The organism is Fodinicola feengrottensis (genome assembly GCF_010993775.1).
Taxonomy (GTDB): Bacteria; Actinomycetota; Actinomycetes; order Mycobacteriales; family HKI-0501; genus Fodinicola; species Fodinicola feengrottensis.
The window spans coordinates 131,506-146,665 of sequence record NZ_WOTO01000003.1 but is presented as its reverse complement, the minus strand read 5'-3'; the positions used below and the strand labels follow the sequence as shown (position 1 = coordinate 146,665).

Below are 15,160 nucleotides of genomic sequence, written 5' to 3'. Positions count from 1 at the left end.
GGCACCACCGTGATGCTGTCCACTCACCTGCTGTCCGAAGTGGAGCAGGTCTGCTCGCACGTCGGTGTGATGCACGTCGGCAAGCTGGTCGCCAACGGCACGCTGGCCAGCCTGCGCTCATCGCTGGCGCCACGAATTGTGGTGCGTACGAGCGAAACCACCGACGCCGCGGACACGCTGCGCCGCCGGCTGGGGCTCGCTGACATCAAGTCCGGCGACGGCGAAGTTTCGGCTCTGCCTGGGGAAAGCGCGCCGGAGCAAGTGCTCAGGACGCTGGTTTACGACGGCGTACCCGTCACTGGTTTCGAGGTGGCCCGCGCCGACCTCGAGGAGGTTTTCGTCGCGCTTACCGGGGAGGGTTTCGATGTCAGCGGCTGACGCGGTCCTGGACCGTCCACAGTGGAGCGTACGGCCGGTGAGCACCCGCCTGCTGCGCTCGGAACTGTCGCTGGTGTTCGCCGGCGACGCAACCAGGTGATCCTCGCGGTGCTCGCGGCCGTACCGGTGCTGATCGCGGTCGCCGTCAAGATCAACAGCTCCGACAACGGTCGCGGTCCGGTCTTTTTCAACAGTATCGCCGAAAATGGCCTCTTCGTGTCCTTGGCCGCGCTCTTCGCGATCACCCCACTCTTTCTGCCGCTCGCGGTGGCGGTGGTGTCCGGCGACGCGATCGCCGGCGAATCCAACCAGGGCACACTGCGGTATTTGTTGACCGTACCGGTCAGCCGGATGCGTTTACTGGCAACGAAATACGCCGCCTCAGTGCTCTATTGCTTCGCCGCCACCCTGATTGTCGGGGTAGTCGGCGCGGCGATCGGACTGATCCTTTTCCCGAGCGGATCGGTGTTGCTGCTGTCCGGCAGCTCAACATCACTGCCGGCCGCGCTGCTGCGAATCCTGCTGATCTGCCTGTATCTAGGCCTCAGCATGGCCGCACTCGCGGCGATTGGCCTCTTCATCTCCACCCTCACCGACTATCCGGTCGCGGCCATGGCCGCCACCGCCGGCCTCGCGGTCGCCAGCGAGGTCCTCGACGCGATCCCCCAACTGGCCGCCATCGCCCCCTGGCTGCCGACCCACTGGTGGTTCTCGTTCGGCGACTTCCTGCGCGACCCGATCACCATGCAGGACTCGTCAACCGGAGTGGTGTCCGCGCTCGTCTACATCGCCATCTTCACGTCCCTGGCCTGGGCCCGCTTCGCCGGCAAAGACGTGTCCAGCTAGCTGGCTGCGCCGAGTTCAGCTCTACCCGGGGTGCGGGTCCTCAGCCCGGAGGCTCCTCGCAAGGGGCGGCTCCTTAGCTGGGGTGCGGCGCGAAACTGTCGTACCCCTCCGGCAAATTTGCCCCCACCCAGTGACGGGTGGGGGGCGGGTTCGAGGACCAATGTTCAACCAAAAATTAAAGTCCACCTCTCAACCCACCCCCCGCCCGTTCAAAGGGAGGGGGAAAGAAAAAAACAGACACCTACGACAATTTCGCGCCGCACCTGGGTAGATCGCTCCAACAAAGTCGAGATTCTTCTCGCCACAGACCGCCGTCGATGGCCGGACTCGCCGAAAAGCGGGAATTAGTACGCGGAGCTGTCGCCGCGGGAGTGCCGGCCAGAGCCCGATGCGGGCGGCTGAGAGTGCCGGCCCAGCACGTCGGTGCGGGACGAGGTGCTGCTGCTGTGGCCACCACCGTACGCAGCGGATCGGCGGCCGCCGGAGTAGCCGGTGTCGTTGTCGGCGGCGCGGCGGCGCGCGCGCGCGCGGGGTTTCTGCGGGCTCGTAGTCATAGCGGTTCTCCACGGCGAAGCCAGACGAGATCTCGTTGTCTGTCCGGGCGGCCGGAAGCAGCGGGCGCAGGGTGACCGGCTCGGGCGCTGGCTCGGCTGGGGGCTCCCAGCCGGAAGGGCGCCAGTCGGTGGCCGAGCCCGCGGTGCCGAAGCCGAGGGAGGAAGCGTTCGCGGCCGCGGCATGGCGCCGAACAGCGGGTCGTCGTTGTCGGCGGGGCGGTCGATCTCGGCGCGGTCCACCGAGTACGAGTCCCACTGCGGCATCGCGCCGCCGTTGATCGAAGCCTGGTCCATCGATGCGGCCGGTTCCTGCCGCCGGCCGTTGGACCCGGTGCCGCCGGACCCAGTGCCGGCCGAACCGTATGTCCGGCCCGTCTGCGGCCGTTCGCGCGACTCCAGCCACTCGTCCAGCTGGCCCACCAGCTCCGGATCGCGGCCACCGACCCGGGCCGCGCCGCCGGTACGTTCGGACCGCCGCGGCGCCTCGGGCACGTCGTCCAGCATTGGCATCATCTCGGTGCGGTCGGCGGCCGGTACGCGGGACCGGCCACCAGTCACCGGCACCGAGCCACTGCGCCCGCCGCTGACCGGCCGGGCAGACCCACTCCGGCCACCACTGACCGGCGCATCCGCCCTGCCGACACCGTCTGCCCGGCCACCATTGACCGGGACCGAACCGCTGCGATCGCCACCCATCGGCACCTCAGCCCGGCCGCCGTTGACCGGCACCGAACCACTGCGACCACCACTCACCGGACGGGCCGAGCCACTGACCGACCCCGTACGACCGCCACTGAGCGGCACTTCGGCACGACCGCCGTTCACCGGCACCGAACCACTGCGACCGCCACTCACCGGCCGAGCGGACCCACTGACCGAAGCACCACGGCCGTTCACCGGCACCTCAGCCCGGCCGCCATTGACCGGCACCGAACCGCTGACCGAACCACTGCGACCACCGCTCACCGGCGCCGAGCCGCTGACCGAACCGCTGCGACCACCGCTGACCGGCCGGGTGTGCTCCTCGTACTCAGCGCGCGCGCGGCACCCGCTCGGAAACGGTCCGCTGCGAGCACTCGAAATCCCGGCGCTCGGCGGCATCGCGGGTGACCTGGGCCGACCCGCGAGGAGCGGCCGGCACGTCGGCGCGGCCACGGGAGCCCACCGGAGTACGCGGGCCGCCACGGCCCCCGCGACCCGCGCGGTCGGGATCGCGCTCGGACTCACCCGGCCCGTTGGAGACCGGGGCGCTGGGCAGCGGCACGGTGGCGCGGCCGGGCGTACGCAGGTCCAGAACAGTGCCTTCGCCGCTGGCCACCGGCCGGTTGCTCTGTTGTCCGCTGCGCTGCCTTCGGGACCGTTCCAGCTCGGCCCTCACGGTGTCCAGCTCGGCTCGCAGCGATCGCTCGACATCGCGGCGCACTCCGTCGACCTCGTCCCGGACCTGATCCACCTCACGCTGCAGCGAGTCGGTGATCTCCTCAGCGAGGTCGGCCGGCTCCGGCCGGAGCACCACGGCCAGTCCGATCAACACCACCGCGACCAGCGCGAGCACCGCCGCGATCCGCAGCGGGCTGCTGCCCTGCCCGAAGGCGAGCAGCAACGCGGCTATCGGAGCGAAGGCGACGCCGATCCACAAAAGCCAGCCGGAACGCGCGCGCAACGCACCCATGAAGCCAGATGGGGAACGAGCGGGCATACACCACAGGCTAGCGCCGTCGCGACCCGAATTTCGTCCCGGGTCACTGATCACACACCGCGAGCAAGCTCCCGCTCAGTCGAAACTTTTGCGCCATCCCGTATAACTGTGCGTATTAATGGCACCCCTGGGCGATATGCGAGATGTTCGTAGCGCGGCGTGTCGAGCACGATCGCGTCGCCGCGAAAGCCGGGTGCCAGTCGTCCCACGTCTGATCGGCGCAGCGCCTCGCGCGCCGCCGGAAGTCGCCGCAGCGACCGCCTCCGCGCAGGTCAGTCCCATCTCCCTGACCGCCAGAGCGATGCAGAACGGCATGCTCGAGGTGTACGAGGTGCCCGGGTTGCAGTCGGTGGCGAGGGCGATCCGGACGCCCGCGGAGAGCAACCGCCGGCCGTCCGGAAAGGGAGAGCGCGTGGAGAACTCGACCCCGGGTAGCAGAGTCGCCACCGTGCCCGAATGCGCCAACACGCGTCGACATCATCGTCCGACAGGTAAGTGCAGTGGTCCGCGCTCGCCGCGTCCAGCTCGACAGCCAACTGAACGCCCGGCCCTGGCCGCAGCTGGTTGGCGTGCACACGCAGCTCCAGACCCGCGTGCTTGGCGGCCATAAGGACCTTGCGGGCGGCGCCCACGTCGAAGGCGCCCTCCTCGCAAAATACGTCCGCCCAGCGCGCGTACGGCGCACAAGCAGTCAGCATCTCGCCGGTGACGAGCTGAACGTACTCGCCGGGATCGGAGCCCGCCGGAACCACGTGTGCGCCGAGGAACGTCGTCTCGGTGGTGAACTCACTGGCGATCCGCAGCGATCGCACCTCATCGGCCACGTTCAGCCCGTAGCCACTCTTGATCTCGACCGTCGTCGTTCCCTGCCGAAACATCTCGGCAGTCAGGCGGGCGACGTTGGCGCGCAGCTCGTCGTCGGTGGCCGCGCGGGTGGCGGCCACCGTCGTACGAATGCCGCCCGCCGCGTACCGCTCACCGGCCATCCGGGCGGAGAACTCGTCGGTACGGTCGCCGGCGAAGACGAGGTGCGCATGGCTGTCCACGAAGCCCGGCAGCACGCAAGCGCCGTCGGCGTCGATCGCGTCGTCGCCGCCGCGCGGCGCGCGCCGCTGTCCCCCACCCACGTGACGACGCCGTCGTCGATCACCACGGCAGCGTTCGTACGGGTGCCCAGCAGCCCGTCGCCCAGCGCCGGCTCGCCGGTGACCAGCTGCCCGATGCCGCGGATGACCGTCGAGGTCACTGGGCGTCCATCGGAATCGGTACGCGCTGCGCGTCGGCGACCTCGCGGGCCAGCGGGTAACCGGCGTCGACGTGCCGGATCACGCCCATGCCCGGGTCGTTGGTGAGGACACGTTCCAGCTTCTGCGCGGCCAGCGCGGTGCCGTCCGCGACGCTGACCTGGCCGGCGTGAATGGACCGGCCGATGCCGACCCCACCGCCGTGGTGGATGGACACCCATGAAGCCCCGGAAGCGGTGTTGACCAGCGCGTTCAGCAGCGGCCAGTCGGCGATCGCGTCGGACCCGTCGGCCATACTCTCGGTTTCCCGGTACGGCGAGGCCACGCTGCCACAGTCGAGGTGGTCACGGCCAATCACCACCGGTGCGGAAATCTCACCGCTCGCGACCATTTCGTTGAACCGCAGGCCGGCCAGGTGCCGCTCGCCGTAACCGAGCCAGCAAATCCGCGCCGGCAGACCTTGGAACGCGACTTTCTCTTGTGCCAGCTTGATCCAGCGGCTCAGTGACTCGTTTTCCGGGAAAAGCTCAAGAATCGCGCGGTCGGTGGCCGCGATGTCCTTCGGATCGCCGGAAAGTGCGGCCCACCGGAACGGGCCCTTGCCCTGGCAGAACAGCGGACGGATGTACGCCGGCACGAAACCCGGATAGTCGAAGGCGCGCTCGTACCCACCTTCTCGTGCCTCACCACGCAAAGAGTTGCCGTAGTCGAAAACTTCCGCGCCAGCGTCCTGGAAACCGACCATCGCCTCCACGTGCTTGGCCATCGAAGCCCGCGCGCGATCGGTGAACTCCTCCGGCTTCTTGGCCGCGTAGTCGGGCGCGTCGCCCGGGTCGATGCCTTCCGGAATGTACGACAGCGGGTCATGCGCGGAAGTCTGGTCGGTGACGATGTCGACCTCCAGACCGCGCCGGAGCAGCTCCGGTACGAGCGTCGCCGCGTTGCCGAGCAAGCCGACCGACAGCGGCTGCTTGTCCCGCTTTTTGCCTTGGTGGCCTTGGCAATCGCATCGTCCACATCGGACGCGATGAGGTCGAGATAGCAGTGGTCCACGCGCCGCTGCAGCCGGGTTTTGTCCACATCGATGCAGATAACAGCGCCACCGTTCATGGTGACCGCGAGCGGCTGCGCGCCGCCCATCCCACCACAGCCGGCGGTCAGCGTGAGAGTGCCGGCGAGCGTGCCGTTGAACCGTTTCTCAGCGATCGCCGCGAAAGTCTCGTACGTGCCCTGCAGGATGCCCTGGGTGCCGATATAAATCCACGAACCCGCGGTCATCTGCCCGTACATGGTCAGCCCGAGGTGCTCCAACCGGCGGAACTCCGGCCAGTTGGCCCAGTCCGGTACGAGGTTGGAGTTGGCGATCAGGACTCGCGGCGCCCATTCGTGCGTACGCATGACGCCAACCGGCCGTCCACTTTGGACCAGCATCGTCTCGTCTTCGCGAAGATCGGTGAGGGTGCGTACAAGCGCGTGGTAACTCGGCCAGTCGCGTGCGGCTTTGCCCGTACCTCCGTAGACAACCAGATCGTCAGGGCGCTCGGCGACCTCCGGGTCGAGGTTGTTCTGCAGCATCCGTAGCGGCGCCTCGGTCTGCCACGACCGGGCCGTCAGGGTGGTGCCACGGGGTGAGCGGATCATCGGAGCTCCTTTATTCCAGCGGGCCGGTGACGGATTCGGCGGCGGACAGCAGCGAGCCGTCCTGCACCGCGGCGACGGTTTTGTCGATGTCGGGGGAAAGCCAGCGATCCGGGCCTGGCCCGTCCACTGTGGACCTGAGCGCCTGAACCACCGCTTTCGTTGCTGGGGCTGGCGTCAGTGGCGCGCGAAGGTCGAGAGCGCGGGCCGCGGTGAGGATCTCAATCGCCAGTACGCGTCGAAGTCCGTCGATCCCGCGGCGGAGTTTGCGGCCGGCCGCCCAGCCCATCGACACGTGGTCTTCCTGCATCGCCGAGGTCGGGATGGAGTCCACACTGGCCGGGTTGGCCAGTCGCTTCAGCTCGGAAACCACCCCGGCCTGAGTGTAATGCGCGATCATATGGCCGGAGTCGACGCCGACCTCGTGGGCCAAAAATGGCGGCAGTCCATTCGAACGGGCTTTGTCCAGCATCCGGTCCGTACGCCGCTCGGACATGCTCGCCACATCGGCCAGCGGAATGGCCAGGAAATCCAGCGCATACGCGACTGGTGCGCCGTGGAAGTTGCCATTCGATTCGACCCGGCCGTCCGGAAGTACGGCCGGATTGTCCACAATGGACCGCAGTTCGCGACCAGCGACCGTGTTGACGTAGTCAAGCGTGTCGCGGGCCGCGCCGGCCACCTGCGGAGCGCACCGCAACGAGTAGGCGTCCTGCACTCGCGTGCAGTCCGGGCCGCGGTGGCTTTCCATGATCGCCGAGCCGGCGAGCAGCGCGCGCATGTTCGCGGCGGCCGCGGCCTGGCCCGGATGCGGCCGCAACTCCTGCAGGTCCGCGGCGAAAAAACCGGTCGGTGCCCAGCAGCGCCTCGACGCTCATGGCGGCCGCGATGTCGGCGAGTTTCAGCAACTCACGCAGGTCGTCAGCGGCCATCACGAGCATCCCGAGCATGCCGTCGGTGCCGTTGATGAGTGCGAGGCCCTCCTTGGCGGCCAACTCGACCGGCACCAGATCGGCAGCTTCCAACGCGTCCGCGGCCGGCATTTGCTGGCCGTCCCGATCGCGTACCGCGCCCTCGCCCATCAGCGCCAACGCGACATGCGACAACGGCGCCAGGTCACCCGAGCAACCCAGGCTGCCGTATTCGCCGATGATCGGCGTGATGCCCGCGTTGAGCAGTGCGGCCAACAGCTGCGCGGTCTCCGGGCGTACGCCCGTGCGCCCGGAAGCCAAGGTCCGCAGTCGCAACAACATCAACGCGCGTACGACCTCGCGCTCCACCTCGGCACCGGAACTCGCCGCGTGCGAGCGGATCAGTGACCGCTGCAGGGCCGAACGCCGCTCGGCCGGAATGTACGTCGTCGCCAACGCCCCGAAACCGAACCGGTCGAGACACCGTAATGCGGGGTGCCCTCGTCGCTGGCCAGGTCGTCGATGACCTCGCGAGAGGAACGCATCGCCTTCAGCGCCTGCTCAGTCAGCGCCACCGGCACCTCCCGCCGCGCCACCGCCAGCACGTCGGCCGGCGCCAGCGGCTCGATCCCCACCTGCACATGGTCCGTCATGGGAACCATTCCACCGCTCAACGCACTTTCCGCCGCCCCTGAGCGGATGATGGTGTCTCGTATCCGAGACTATACCGGTTGGCGGGGTCTGTTGCGGGTGGTAATAGATTGGCGCTGTGCAGGACCAGATCCCGGCCGTACGGCGTGCGCTGGAGGTGCTGCGCCTGCTGGCGGCCCGGCCGGGGCCGTTGCCGGCCAGCGCGATCGCCCGCGAGCTGGGGTTGCCGCGGTCCAGCGCATATCACCTGCTTTCGGTGCTCGCTGACCAGGGATTTGTCATTCATTTGCCGGAAGAACGCCGGTACGCGCTGGGGGGACGGCCTTCGAGATCGGCTCGGCCTACCTGCGTACGACCCCGCTGGAGCGGCTCGGCCGGCCGCTGCTGACTCGACTGGTCGCGGACATCGGCTTCACCGCCCACCTGGGCGTGCTGCACGGCCGGGAGACGCTCTACGTCATCGAGACCCGTCCACCGCGAGCGGAACCGCTGGTCACGGACGTGGGCGTACGCTGCCGGCACAGCTGACCGCCTCCGGTCGAGCGATGTTGGCGGCGCTGCCGGCCAACCAGCTGCGGGCGCTGTTTCCTACTGCCGACACACTCGTCGACCGGACCGGCGTTGGCCCGCGAACGTTGACCGCGCTGCGCCGAATCCTTACCTCTGAACGAAAAACCGGCTACGCCGAGGAGGACGGTGAGGTGACCACCGGCTATGCCTCAGTCGCTGTCGCGGTTCTGGACCACACCGGCCGCCCAGCGGCGGCTGTCGCGACAACTTTCCGTTCCACCGCGGTAGATTCCGCCGGACGGGCCGACATCGCCCGTTTCGTCCGCAAAACCGCCGCCACCTTCACCCGCCGCCTCGGCGGTCAGCCACGTTGAACCCTCGCGCCAGATCCCGCGGTGTGACACCTCTGCGGCCGCCACACCTACCGAGTGCGGGACAAAACCCCACACTCGACGCCGAGAGTGGGACAATTCCCCTCTCGACGAATGACGGACAACGAATGGCGTCGTGCCTCTACTCGCCTACGTCTCGGACGAGCAGGTCGTTGATGGTTTCTCGGCGGATCAGGACTCGGGCGTCGCCGCCGCGGACGGCGATCAGGGGTGGGCGGCCGACCAGGTTGTAATTGGAGGCGAGCGGGAAGTGGTACGCGCCGGCCGCTGGCACCGCGACCAGGTCGCCGGGGCGTACGTCGGCCGGCAGCGGCACGTTTTCGGCGAGGATGTCGCCGGCCTCGCAGTGTCGGCCAACGACGGTCATCGGCTCCTGGGCCGCGTCCGCCTTCCGTCCTAATAGGACAACGCTGTAGTGCGCGCCATAAAGCGCCGGCCGCGGATTGTCGCTCATGCCACCGTCGATGGCCACCATCCGGCGGCCGCTGGCGGCCCGTTTCACTGCCACCACGTGATAAATCGCGACCCCGGCGCGGGCCACGATGGCGCGGCCGGGTTCCACCGTCAGCCGAGGCACCGGCAACCGGTTCTGCTGGCATTCGAAACCACCGCGCGGATGCGGGTGGCGAAGTCGTCCAACGCGAAACTGTCGTCGCCGTCCACGTACGCGACCGCGTGCCCGCCGCCGATGTTCAGTTCCGGCACGGTGATTCGGTGTTCGTCGTGGATGCCCGCCAAAAAAACGCGACCAGCTGGCGGATTTCCTGTTCGTACGCACCGAAACGACTCACTTGCGAACCAATGTGCGCGTGTACGCCGGACAAGGTCAAGGGCTTCTGGCCAAGCACTCGGCGGACCGCCTCGGCGGCATCGCCGGTGGCCAGCGAAAGTCCGAACTTCTGGTGTTCGGTGCCGGTGGTCAGCGCCGCGTGGGTGTGCGCGTCGACGCCCGGCACGATGCGCAACAGCACCCGCTGCGGTTCCGGTGCCTCGGCAGCGATCCGGGCGATCTCGCCGAGCGAGTCGATCACGATCCGGCCTACTCCGTAGTCCCGAGCGAAAGCCAGATCCGCCGGAGTTTTCGCATTACCGTGCAGGATCACTCCGCAGCCGGGAATCCGACGGCCCGCGCGACGGCCATTTCGCCGGCCGAGCAGACATCCAGCGAGAGGCCCTCCTCGCCGATCATCCGGGCCACCGCCCGAGTCAGCAGCGCCTTCCCCGCGTACGCGACCTCTTCACCGGCGAAGGCCCGCCGGTATTCCTGGCAGCGCTCCCGCAGGTCGACCTCGTCCAGCACGTACGCGGGCGTACCGAACCGGCCGGCGATGCTGGCGAGGCTGACACCGCCGATCTGGATGTCGCCGCCAACCCGGCGGGTGGTGCGCGGCCAGATGATCGGGGCCAGCTTGTCCGGCAGCGACGAGCGCAACGACGGAATGAGTTCCCTGAGGGTCATGACCGAGCCTTTCCACCAATAATGCCGATCAGACGGCGGCCGCCGAGACCGTGGACTGGTCGCAGGATGAGGTTGATGGTGGTTTCGGCGGCCGATTTCTCCGCGCGCAACCGGGCCAGGAAAGCGCCCAGCGCCGGCCGATCCGTGCAGCTGAGCCGAAACTCGATGTCCACGTCACCGGCCACGTGCCAGGCCTGCTGGACCGACGGCTCCCGGCAGAGGAAGTCGTCGAAGTCCTCCCAGCGAAACCGCGGGTCCAGCCGTACGCCGATGATCGCGTCCACAGTGGACGACTGGACGACCGGCGCCGGGTACGGGGCGCTCATCGCCCGATCCAGTAGAGACCGCCGGCCAGCAGCGCCACCATCAGCACGATGACCAGCCAGGCGAACTGCTCGGAGGTCAGTCGCGGCGTCCGGTTCGAGGTATGGGCCATACCCGCAATGCTGCGTCCGAAGTCTGCCTTGTCCTAGATGTCCTAACGGATTCCAAACGCCGGATGCCCACTTTTGACGCCGGCTTGACGGTCGCTGTGCCAGCCGTCACGCTTCCGGGTCGAAAACGTCCTCAATGGTGAGCTGGAAGACCCGGGCAATGGCAAAAGCGAGCGGCAGGCTCGGGTCATAGCGGCCGTTCTCGATCGTGTTCACCGTCTGCCGGGAAACCGCCAGCCTCTCGGCCAGGTCCGCCTGCGACCAGCCGTGTTCGGCGCGCAACACGCGCAGCTTGTTTTTCAACGGTTCAGCCACATTTTGCGGGCGATCACGCCGACCAGCCACAGTGCCATGAAACTCAGGAAGAGAACCCAGGCCGGCAGGTCGGTCAGTACGACGTAAGTCCCGACGCCGAGAATCGTCACGATGGCACTGAAAGCCATCGCCTCCAGCTGAATGCGCCGCTCCAGTTCGTCGGCCTGGCGGAGCCAGCGGACGTACGCGATCGCCACCCCGGCGACCGGCACCGCCGGAAGGATGGCGATCACGTACCGAAGCGGCGAGTGTGCGTCGTCAGGCGCGATCAACCGTACGAGCACCAGCAGCGCCGGGTAGACGACCACCATCAAGATCAGCACCTGGACCGTGTAGACCACCGACCTGCGCTGCGGCTTTCTCATCCGCCCATCCTCACGCAGCGGCGGCCGGCGCCGCCTCCAAGGTGGTCCGCTCCTGCGCGGTCCAACGCCGGCGGACAACCACCAGCAACGCGATCGACAGCGCTGCCCAACCGGCGAACAGCAGGTCCGGGAGGGGGCTGCTGGCCGGCAAAATGCCCTGCAGACTGAAAACACTGGCGTCCACCGCGAAATGCGCCACGATCGCGACCGGCAGGAAGAGCTGGGACTTTCGGTACGCGAGCACCGCCAAAGTGGCGAAGCCGAGGTGGGCGGTGATCGCCAACACCCGGCCGAGGGTGAACTCCAGGTAGTAGCCAGGGCCGCCGTGCAGGATCGTGTTCGGGTCGCCGCCGTTGGCGATGAACGCCCGCGGCGCGAACACCGCGGTCGCCACGCTGGCGATCATCGCGAGCGTGAAGAACATCGACTCGGCGCCACCGTGTCCGAGCCCGGCCATGATCGCGCCGTTGGGCGTACGGTTGCCGCGCATCGATTTCCCCACCCGGAAGCTGAAAAATCGGAGGACCTCCCTCACACACCGCGTAGACAGCCGGCGCGATCAGTCCGGTCATCAGCAACCCGGTGGCATGCGTAGTGGCCCGAATGCCCAGAAAAATCGGCTGCTGGACGATCAGGTTGAGCACGTAAAAGCCAGCCGCCACAACGAAAATCACCAATGGCACCCGCAGCCGCTTCCGCAGCACAAACGCCACCACCAGCGCACCCAGTCCGGCGATCAGCGCCGCGACCGCCAACGCCACCAACGCTCCTGTGTTCATTTCACATCCCTCTCAGACGTACAGCTCACTTGACAAGATGTACAGCGCCCTTGACTTGATGTCAAACGACCTTGTCATACGGGAACGTGTGTGTACGCGGGAGGTGTTGCTTAAAACTCAAATGATGTGCAGTTCGGAGCGGGTGGCGCCGGCGACGAAGCGGTCGGTGGACATCGCTGAAACGTCAACGAAAGGCTGCCGGCGCAGGTAGAGATCACGGACGACCTCGCCGACGGCGGGTCCCATCAGGAAGCCATGGCCGGAAAAGCCACACGCGTAGAGGAAACGGGACACCCCCCACACTTCGCCGATCAGCGCGTCGTGGTCCGGGGTGACTTCGTAGAGGCCCGCCCAGGTGTGCGCGATGCCCACGTCGGCGAGGGCCGGTGCGCGTACGGACACCGCCTCGGCGAGCCCGGACAGCCAGCGGTCATCGGTACGCGTGTGAAAGCCCGGCTCTTCGTCCGGCGACATCCCAAAAAAAAGCAGTCCCGGACCTTCTCGATGGAAGTAGAACGTGGACGAATAGTCCAACGTCATCGGGAATCGCTCTGGCAGAACGGAAACCGGCTCGGTGACGGCGATCTGCCGACGTACCGGCGTGACCGGCAGCGCGGTGCCGGCCATCTCCCCCACCGACCGCGACCACGCGCCAGCGCAGCAGATCACCGTGTCCGTACGCACAAAGCCCGCACTGGTGTGGACACCGACGATCTCGTCGCCGGACTTTTCGATCGAGGACGCACAAAACCCCGGTGACCAGCCGAGCACCATGCCGGCGGGCCGCGGTGGCATAGCCCGCGACCGCGGCCTCGGGTGTGCAGTAGCCGTCGCCTGGCGAGTACGCGGCGCCGACCAATCCGTCGGTGACCACCAATGGATTGAGTCGCAGGACCTCGGCCGGGTCGATTATCCGTGATTCCAGAGCAAAATCGGCCTGCACTGCGACAGCTTCCGAGAAGCCGCGCAGATCGTCCTCAGTGGACAGCAGGAAGAGATATCCAACCTGCTCAAGGTCAATCTGCCCGCCTGGACGGTCCGCGAAAGTGCGCCAGGTCCGCAAAGACCGGGCGCCGAGCGCGATGTTCGCCAGCGTGGAAAACGACGCCCGTACGCCGCCGGCGGCCTTGGAGGTCGAACCGGCGCCGAGAGAATCCCGCTCTATCAACAGAACATCTCGCACACCGGCCTCGGCGAGGTGGAATGCCGTGGAAACCCCGACAATCCCCCCGCCGATGACGACAACCGAAGCCCGCCCGCTCGGGCAGCGTACGGACCACTAGACGCGGAAGTCGAGATCGGCGGGCAGCACGGTGGTGTCCATCTGCGCCTTCTGCAGCTTGCCGGAGTAGTCCCAGTTGAGAGACTGCCACTGGGTCACCGCATCGAGCACCCAAATGCCGGACTGGCGCGAGCCGTTGCCAGACTTTCCGTTGCCGCCAAAGGGAAGATGCGCCTCAGCGCCGGACGTGGAGTTGTTCACGCTGGTCATGCCGGCGCTGATGCCGTTGGCGAAGGTGAAGGCCGTCCGCGGGTCGTTGGTGTAGATCGCGCTGGACAGCCCGTAACCGTGCCCGTTCGCCAGTTCGATCGCCTCGGCGATGTCGGTGTACGTGCCGACGCCGACCAGCGGCCCGAAGGTCTCCTTCGCATAGAGCTCGTCGCCGGGCTTGATGCCGTCGACGATCACCGGGTGCGCGTAAAAACCGTCACTCGGGTCGCCGACGAAGCCGCGCCGCGGCGCGTCCGCGGTGCGGTGCTGCCGGAGCCGGAAACCTTGTGGTGGTCGGCGATCCAGTCCAGGAACGCCTCGTAGCGGTGCAGATACGTCTCAGAAATCATCGGTCCGTAAAGGACGTTCTCCGACGGGTCGCCGATGACGGCGTTCTCTACGGCGGCGCTGAACCGGCTGAGGAACTCGTCGTGTACGTCCGCGTGCACCCAGATCGTGCCGGTCGACGTGCAGCGCTGGCCGGCCGTACCGAAACTGCCGAAGAGCGCGCCCTCCACCGCCAGGTCGAGGTCGGCGTCAGCGGCCACCACCAGCGGGTTTTTGCCGCCCAGCTCCAAAATCGGGGTCTGCAGGTAACGGCCGGAGAGCTCGCTGATCTTGCGGCCGGTCTCGGTCGAACCGGTGAAGCCGATCTTGTCGAGCGTGCCGGCCTCCAACGCGGCTGCCAGGCCGTCGGACGTACTCGGACCGTCGGCGTGTACGAGGTTCAACACACCCCCGCCGGCACGCCCGCGCGGACCATGATCTCGGCGAAGGCGTCGCCGATCGCGGGGGTCAGCTCGGACGGCTTCCAGACGATCGAGTTGCCGGCCAGCAGCGCCGGGATGATGTACCACGACGGAACGGCGATCGGGAAGTTGGACGCGGTCACGATCGCGATCGTGCCCACCGGCCGGCGGAAGGTGAACAGCTGCTTGTCACCAACCTCGCTCGGCACGGTCTGGCCGTACAGCCGGCGGCCCTCGCCGAGGAAGAAGTCGCAGGTGTCGATGACTTCCTGCACCTCGCCGAGCGACTCCGCGTACGGCTTGCCCATCTCGCGGGTGACCAGCCGGGACAGCGCTTCCTTGTTGGCCCGTACGAGCTGGCCGATGGCGCCGATGACCTGGCCGCGCACGGGAGCCGGCACGGCCGCCCAGCCGGCCTGCGCGGCGCTGGCCACCCGGCACGCGTCGACGAAGGTCTCGGCGCTGGCCATCGGGAACCGCGCCACCACGTCGGTGCGCTGGGCCGGGTTGGTCGAGTCGAGCAGCTCGCCGGTCGCCGCGACTCGCTGGCCGCCGATCAGGTGGGAGAGCACACGGGTGTCAGAACTAGTGGAGGGCATAAGGGCACCGTAATTTCTCGGACCCTGCGGAATCAACCCGGGCTCCGTGTGAAAGTCTTCCTGCTTTTTGGCAGTGACGCCGGATGACCTCCGGTCGACTCGGCAATATTACGACAAACAATCGCGACCTTCCCTCTTAGTTGTC

Annotated in this window: 14 protein-coding genes and 5 pseudogenes; 4 read left to right on the top strand and 15 right to left on the bottom strand. The window is 67.6% G+C overall.

Features of this window, described 5'->3' with window-relative positions:
* The first annotated feature begins 12 nt into the window (after positions 1 to 12).
* The gene (locus tag GNX96_RS48510; protein WP_279579264.1) at positions 13 to 378 is read left to right on the top strand and encodes an ATP-binding cassette domain-containing protein; all 366 of its coding nucleotides are present in this window, start codon (positions 13 to 15) and stop codon (positions 376 to 378) included.
* Positions 379 to 474: 96 nt separating this feature from the next.
* On the top strand, positions 475 to 1,224 hold the full coding sequence (locus tag GNX96_RS03560; RefSeq protein ID WP_279579263.1) for an ABC transporter permease: 750 nt from the start codon (positions 475 to 477) through the stop codon (positions 1,222 to 1,224).
* Positions 1,225 to 1,568: 344 nt separating this feature from the next.
* Here the strand turns inward: GNX96_RS03560 and GNX96_RS03555 are convergent, their stop codons facing one another.
* From GNX96_RS03555 to hutH, 5 genes and pseudogenes are all read right to left on the bottom strand, one after another.
* Positions 1,569 to 2,879, bottom strand: coding sequence for a hypothetical protein (locus GNX96_RS03555; protein WP_163566986.1), 1,311 nt, complete (start codon positions 2,877 to 2,879; stop codon positions 1,569 to 1,571).
* On the bottom strand, positions 2,809 to 3,441 hold the full coding sequence (locus GNX96_RS03550; protein WP_163566985.1) for a hypothetical protein: 633 nt from the start codon (positions 3,439 to 3,441) through the stop codon (positions 2,809 to 2,811). The genes GNX96_RS03555 and GNX96_RS03550 overlap by 71 nt, the downstream gene beginning before the upstream one ends.
* 86 nt (positions 3,442 to 3,527) lie before the next feature.
* Positions 3,528 to 4,723, bottom strand: a pseudogene (gene hutI / locus GNX96_RS03545) (imidazolonepropionase).
* A pseudogene (hutU, locus tag GNX96_RS03540) lies at positions 4,720 to 6,362 on the bottom strand (urocanate hydratase). Before hutU ends, hutI begins: the two co-directional pseudogenes overlap by 4 nt.
* A 10-nt stretch (positions 6,363 to 6,372) precedes the next feature.
* Positions 6,373 to 7,932: pseudogene (hutH, locus tag GNX96_RS03535) on the bottom strand (histidine ammonia-lyase).
* Between the two features lie 107 nt (positions 7,933 to 8,039).
* Between hutH and GNX96_RS48505 the strand changes: the two are divergent.
* Both GNX96_RS48505 and GNX96_RS48500 read left to right on the top strand, forming a co-directional pair.
* Positions 8,040 to 8,309 carry a helix-turn-helix domain-containing protein gene (locus tag GNX96_RS48505; protein ID WP_279579262.1) on the top strand — a complete coding sequence of 90 codons (270 nt, stop codon included), beginning with the start codon at positions 8,040 to 8,042 and terminating at the stop codon, positions 8,307 to 8,309.
* A 157-nt stretch (positions 8,310 to 8,466) separates the two neighbouring features.
* The gene (locus GNX96_RS48500) at positions 8,467 to 8,805 is read left to right on the top strand and encodes an IclR family transcriptional regulator domain-containing protein (protein WP_279579261.1); all 339 of its coding nucleotides are present in this window, start codon (positions 8,467 to 8,469) and stop codon (positions 8,803 to 8,805) included.
* Between the two features lie 139 nt (positions 8,806 to 8,944).
* On the opposite strand, the pseudogene lysA reads toward GNX96_RS48500, so the two are convergent.
* The 10 genes and pseudogenes from lysA to GNX96_RS48485 all read right to left on the bottom strand — a co-directional run bounded on the left by lysA (position 8,945) and on the right by GNX96_RS48485 (position 14,988).
* A pseudogene (lysA, locus tag GNX96_RS03525) lies at positions 8,945 to 10,282 on the bottom strand (diaminopimelate decarboxylase).
* Complete coding sequence (locus GNX96_RS03520; protein ID WP_163566984.1) at positions 10,279 to 10,608, bottom strand: Lrp/AsnC ligand binding domain-containing protein; 330 nt, start codon at positions 10,606 to 10,608, stop codon at positions 10,279 to 10,281. Before GNX96_RS03520 ends, lysA begins: the two are co-directional and overlap by 4 nt.
* Before the next feature lie 216 nt (positions 10,609 to 10,824).
* Positions 10,825 to 11,019, bottom strand: a complete 195-nt coding sequence (locus tag GNX96_RS03515; protein WP_163566983.1) for a helix-turn-helix transcriptional regulator — start codon at positions 11,017 to 11,019, stop codon at positions 10,825 to 10,827.
* Positions 11,016 to 11,396, bottom strand: coding sequence for a hypothetical protein (locus GNX96_RS03510; RefSeq protein WP_163566982.1), 381 nt, complete (start codon positions 11,394 to 11,396; stop codon positions 11,016 to 11,018). Before GNX96_RS03510 ends, GNX96_RS03515 begins: the two co-directional genes overlap by 4 nt.
* A 10-nt stretch (positions 11,397 to 11,406) precedes the next feature.
* Positions 11,407 to 11,931, bottom strand: coding sequence for a YhfC family glutamic-type intramembrane protease (locus GNX96_RS03505; RefSeq protein WP_279579260.1), 525 nt, complete (start codon positions 11,929 to 11,931; stop codon positions 11,407 to 11,409).
* 361 nt (positions 11,932 to 12,292) lie between these two features.
* Positions 12,293 to 12,970 carry an NAD(P)/FAD-dependent oxidoreductase gene (locus GNX96_RS62380; protein ID WP_390623896.1) on the bottom strand — a complete coding sequence of 226 codons (678 nt, stop codon included), beginning with the start codon at positions 12,968 to 12,970 and terminating at the stop codon, positions 12,293 to 12,295.
* A gap of 10 nt (positions 12,971 to 12,980) precedes the next feature.
* Positions 12,981 to 13,400 (bottom strand): annotated as a pseudogene (locus GNX96_RS62375) (NAD(P)/FAD-dependent oxidoreductase); the annotation flags it as partial.
* 54 nt (positions 13,401 to 13,454) lie between these two features.
* Positions 13,455 to 13,865 (bottom strand): aldehyde dehydrogenase family protein, encoded by a 411-nt coding sequence (locus GNX96_RS48495; RefSeq protein WP_279579259.1) that lies wholly within the window; start codon positions 13,863 to 13,865, stop codon positions 13,455 to 13,457.
* Positions 13,862 to 14,398 carry an aldehyde dehydrogenase family protein gene (locus GNX96_RS48490; protein WP_279579258.1) on the bottom strand — a complete coding sequence of 179 codons (537 nt, stop codon included), beginning with the start codon at positions 14,396 to 14,398 and terminating at the stop codon, positions 13,862 to 13,864. Before GNX96_RS48490 ends, GNX96_RS48495 begins: the two co-directional genes overlap by 4 nt.
* Positions 14,395 to 14,988, bottom strand: a complete 594-nt coding sequence (locus GNX96_RS48485) for an aldehyde dehydrogenase family protein (RefSeq protein WP_279579257.1) — start codon at positions 14,986 to 14,988, stop codon at positions 14,395 to 14,397. Before GNX96_RS48485 ends, GNX96_RS48490 begins: the two co-directional genes overlap by 4 nt.
* Between the last annotated feature and the right edge of the window lie 172 nt (positions 14,989 to 15,160).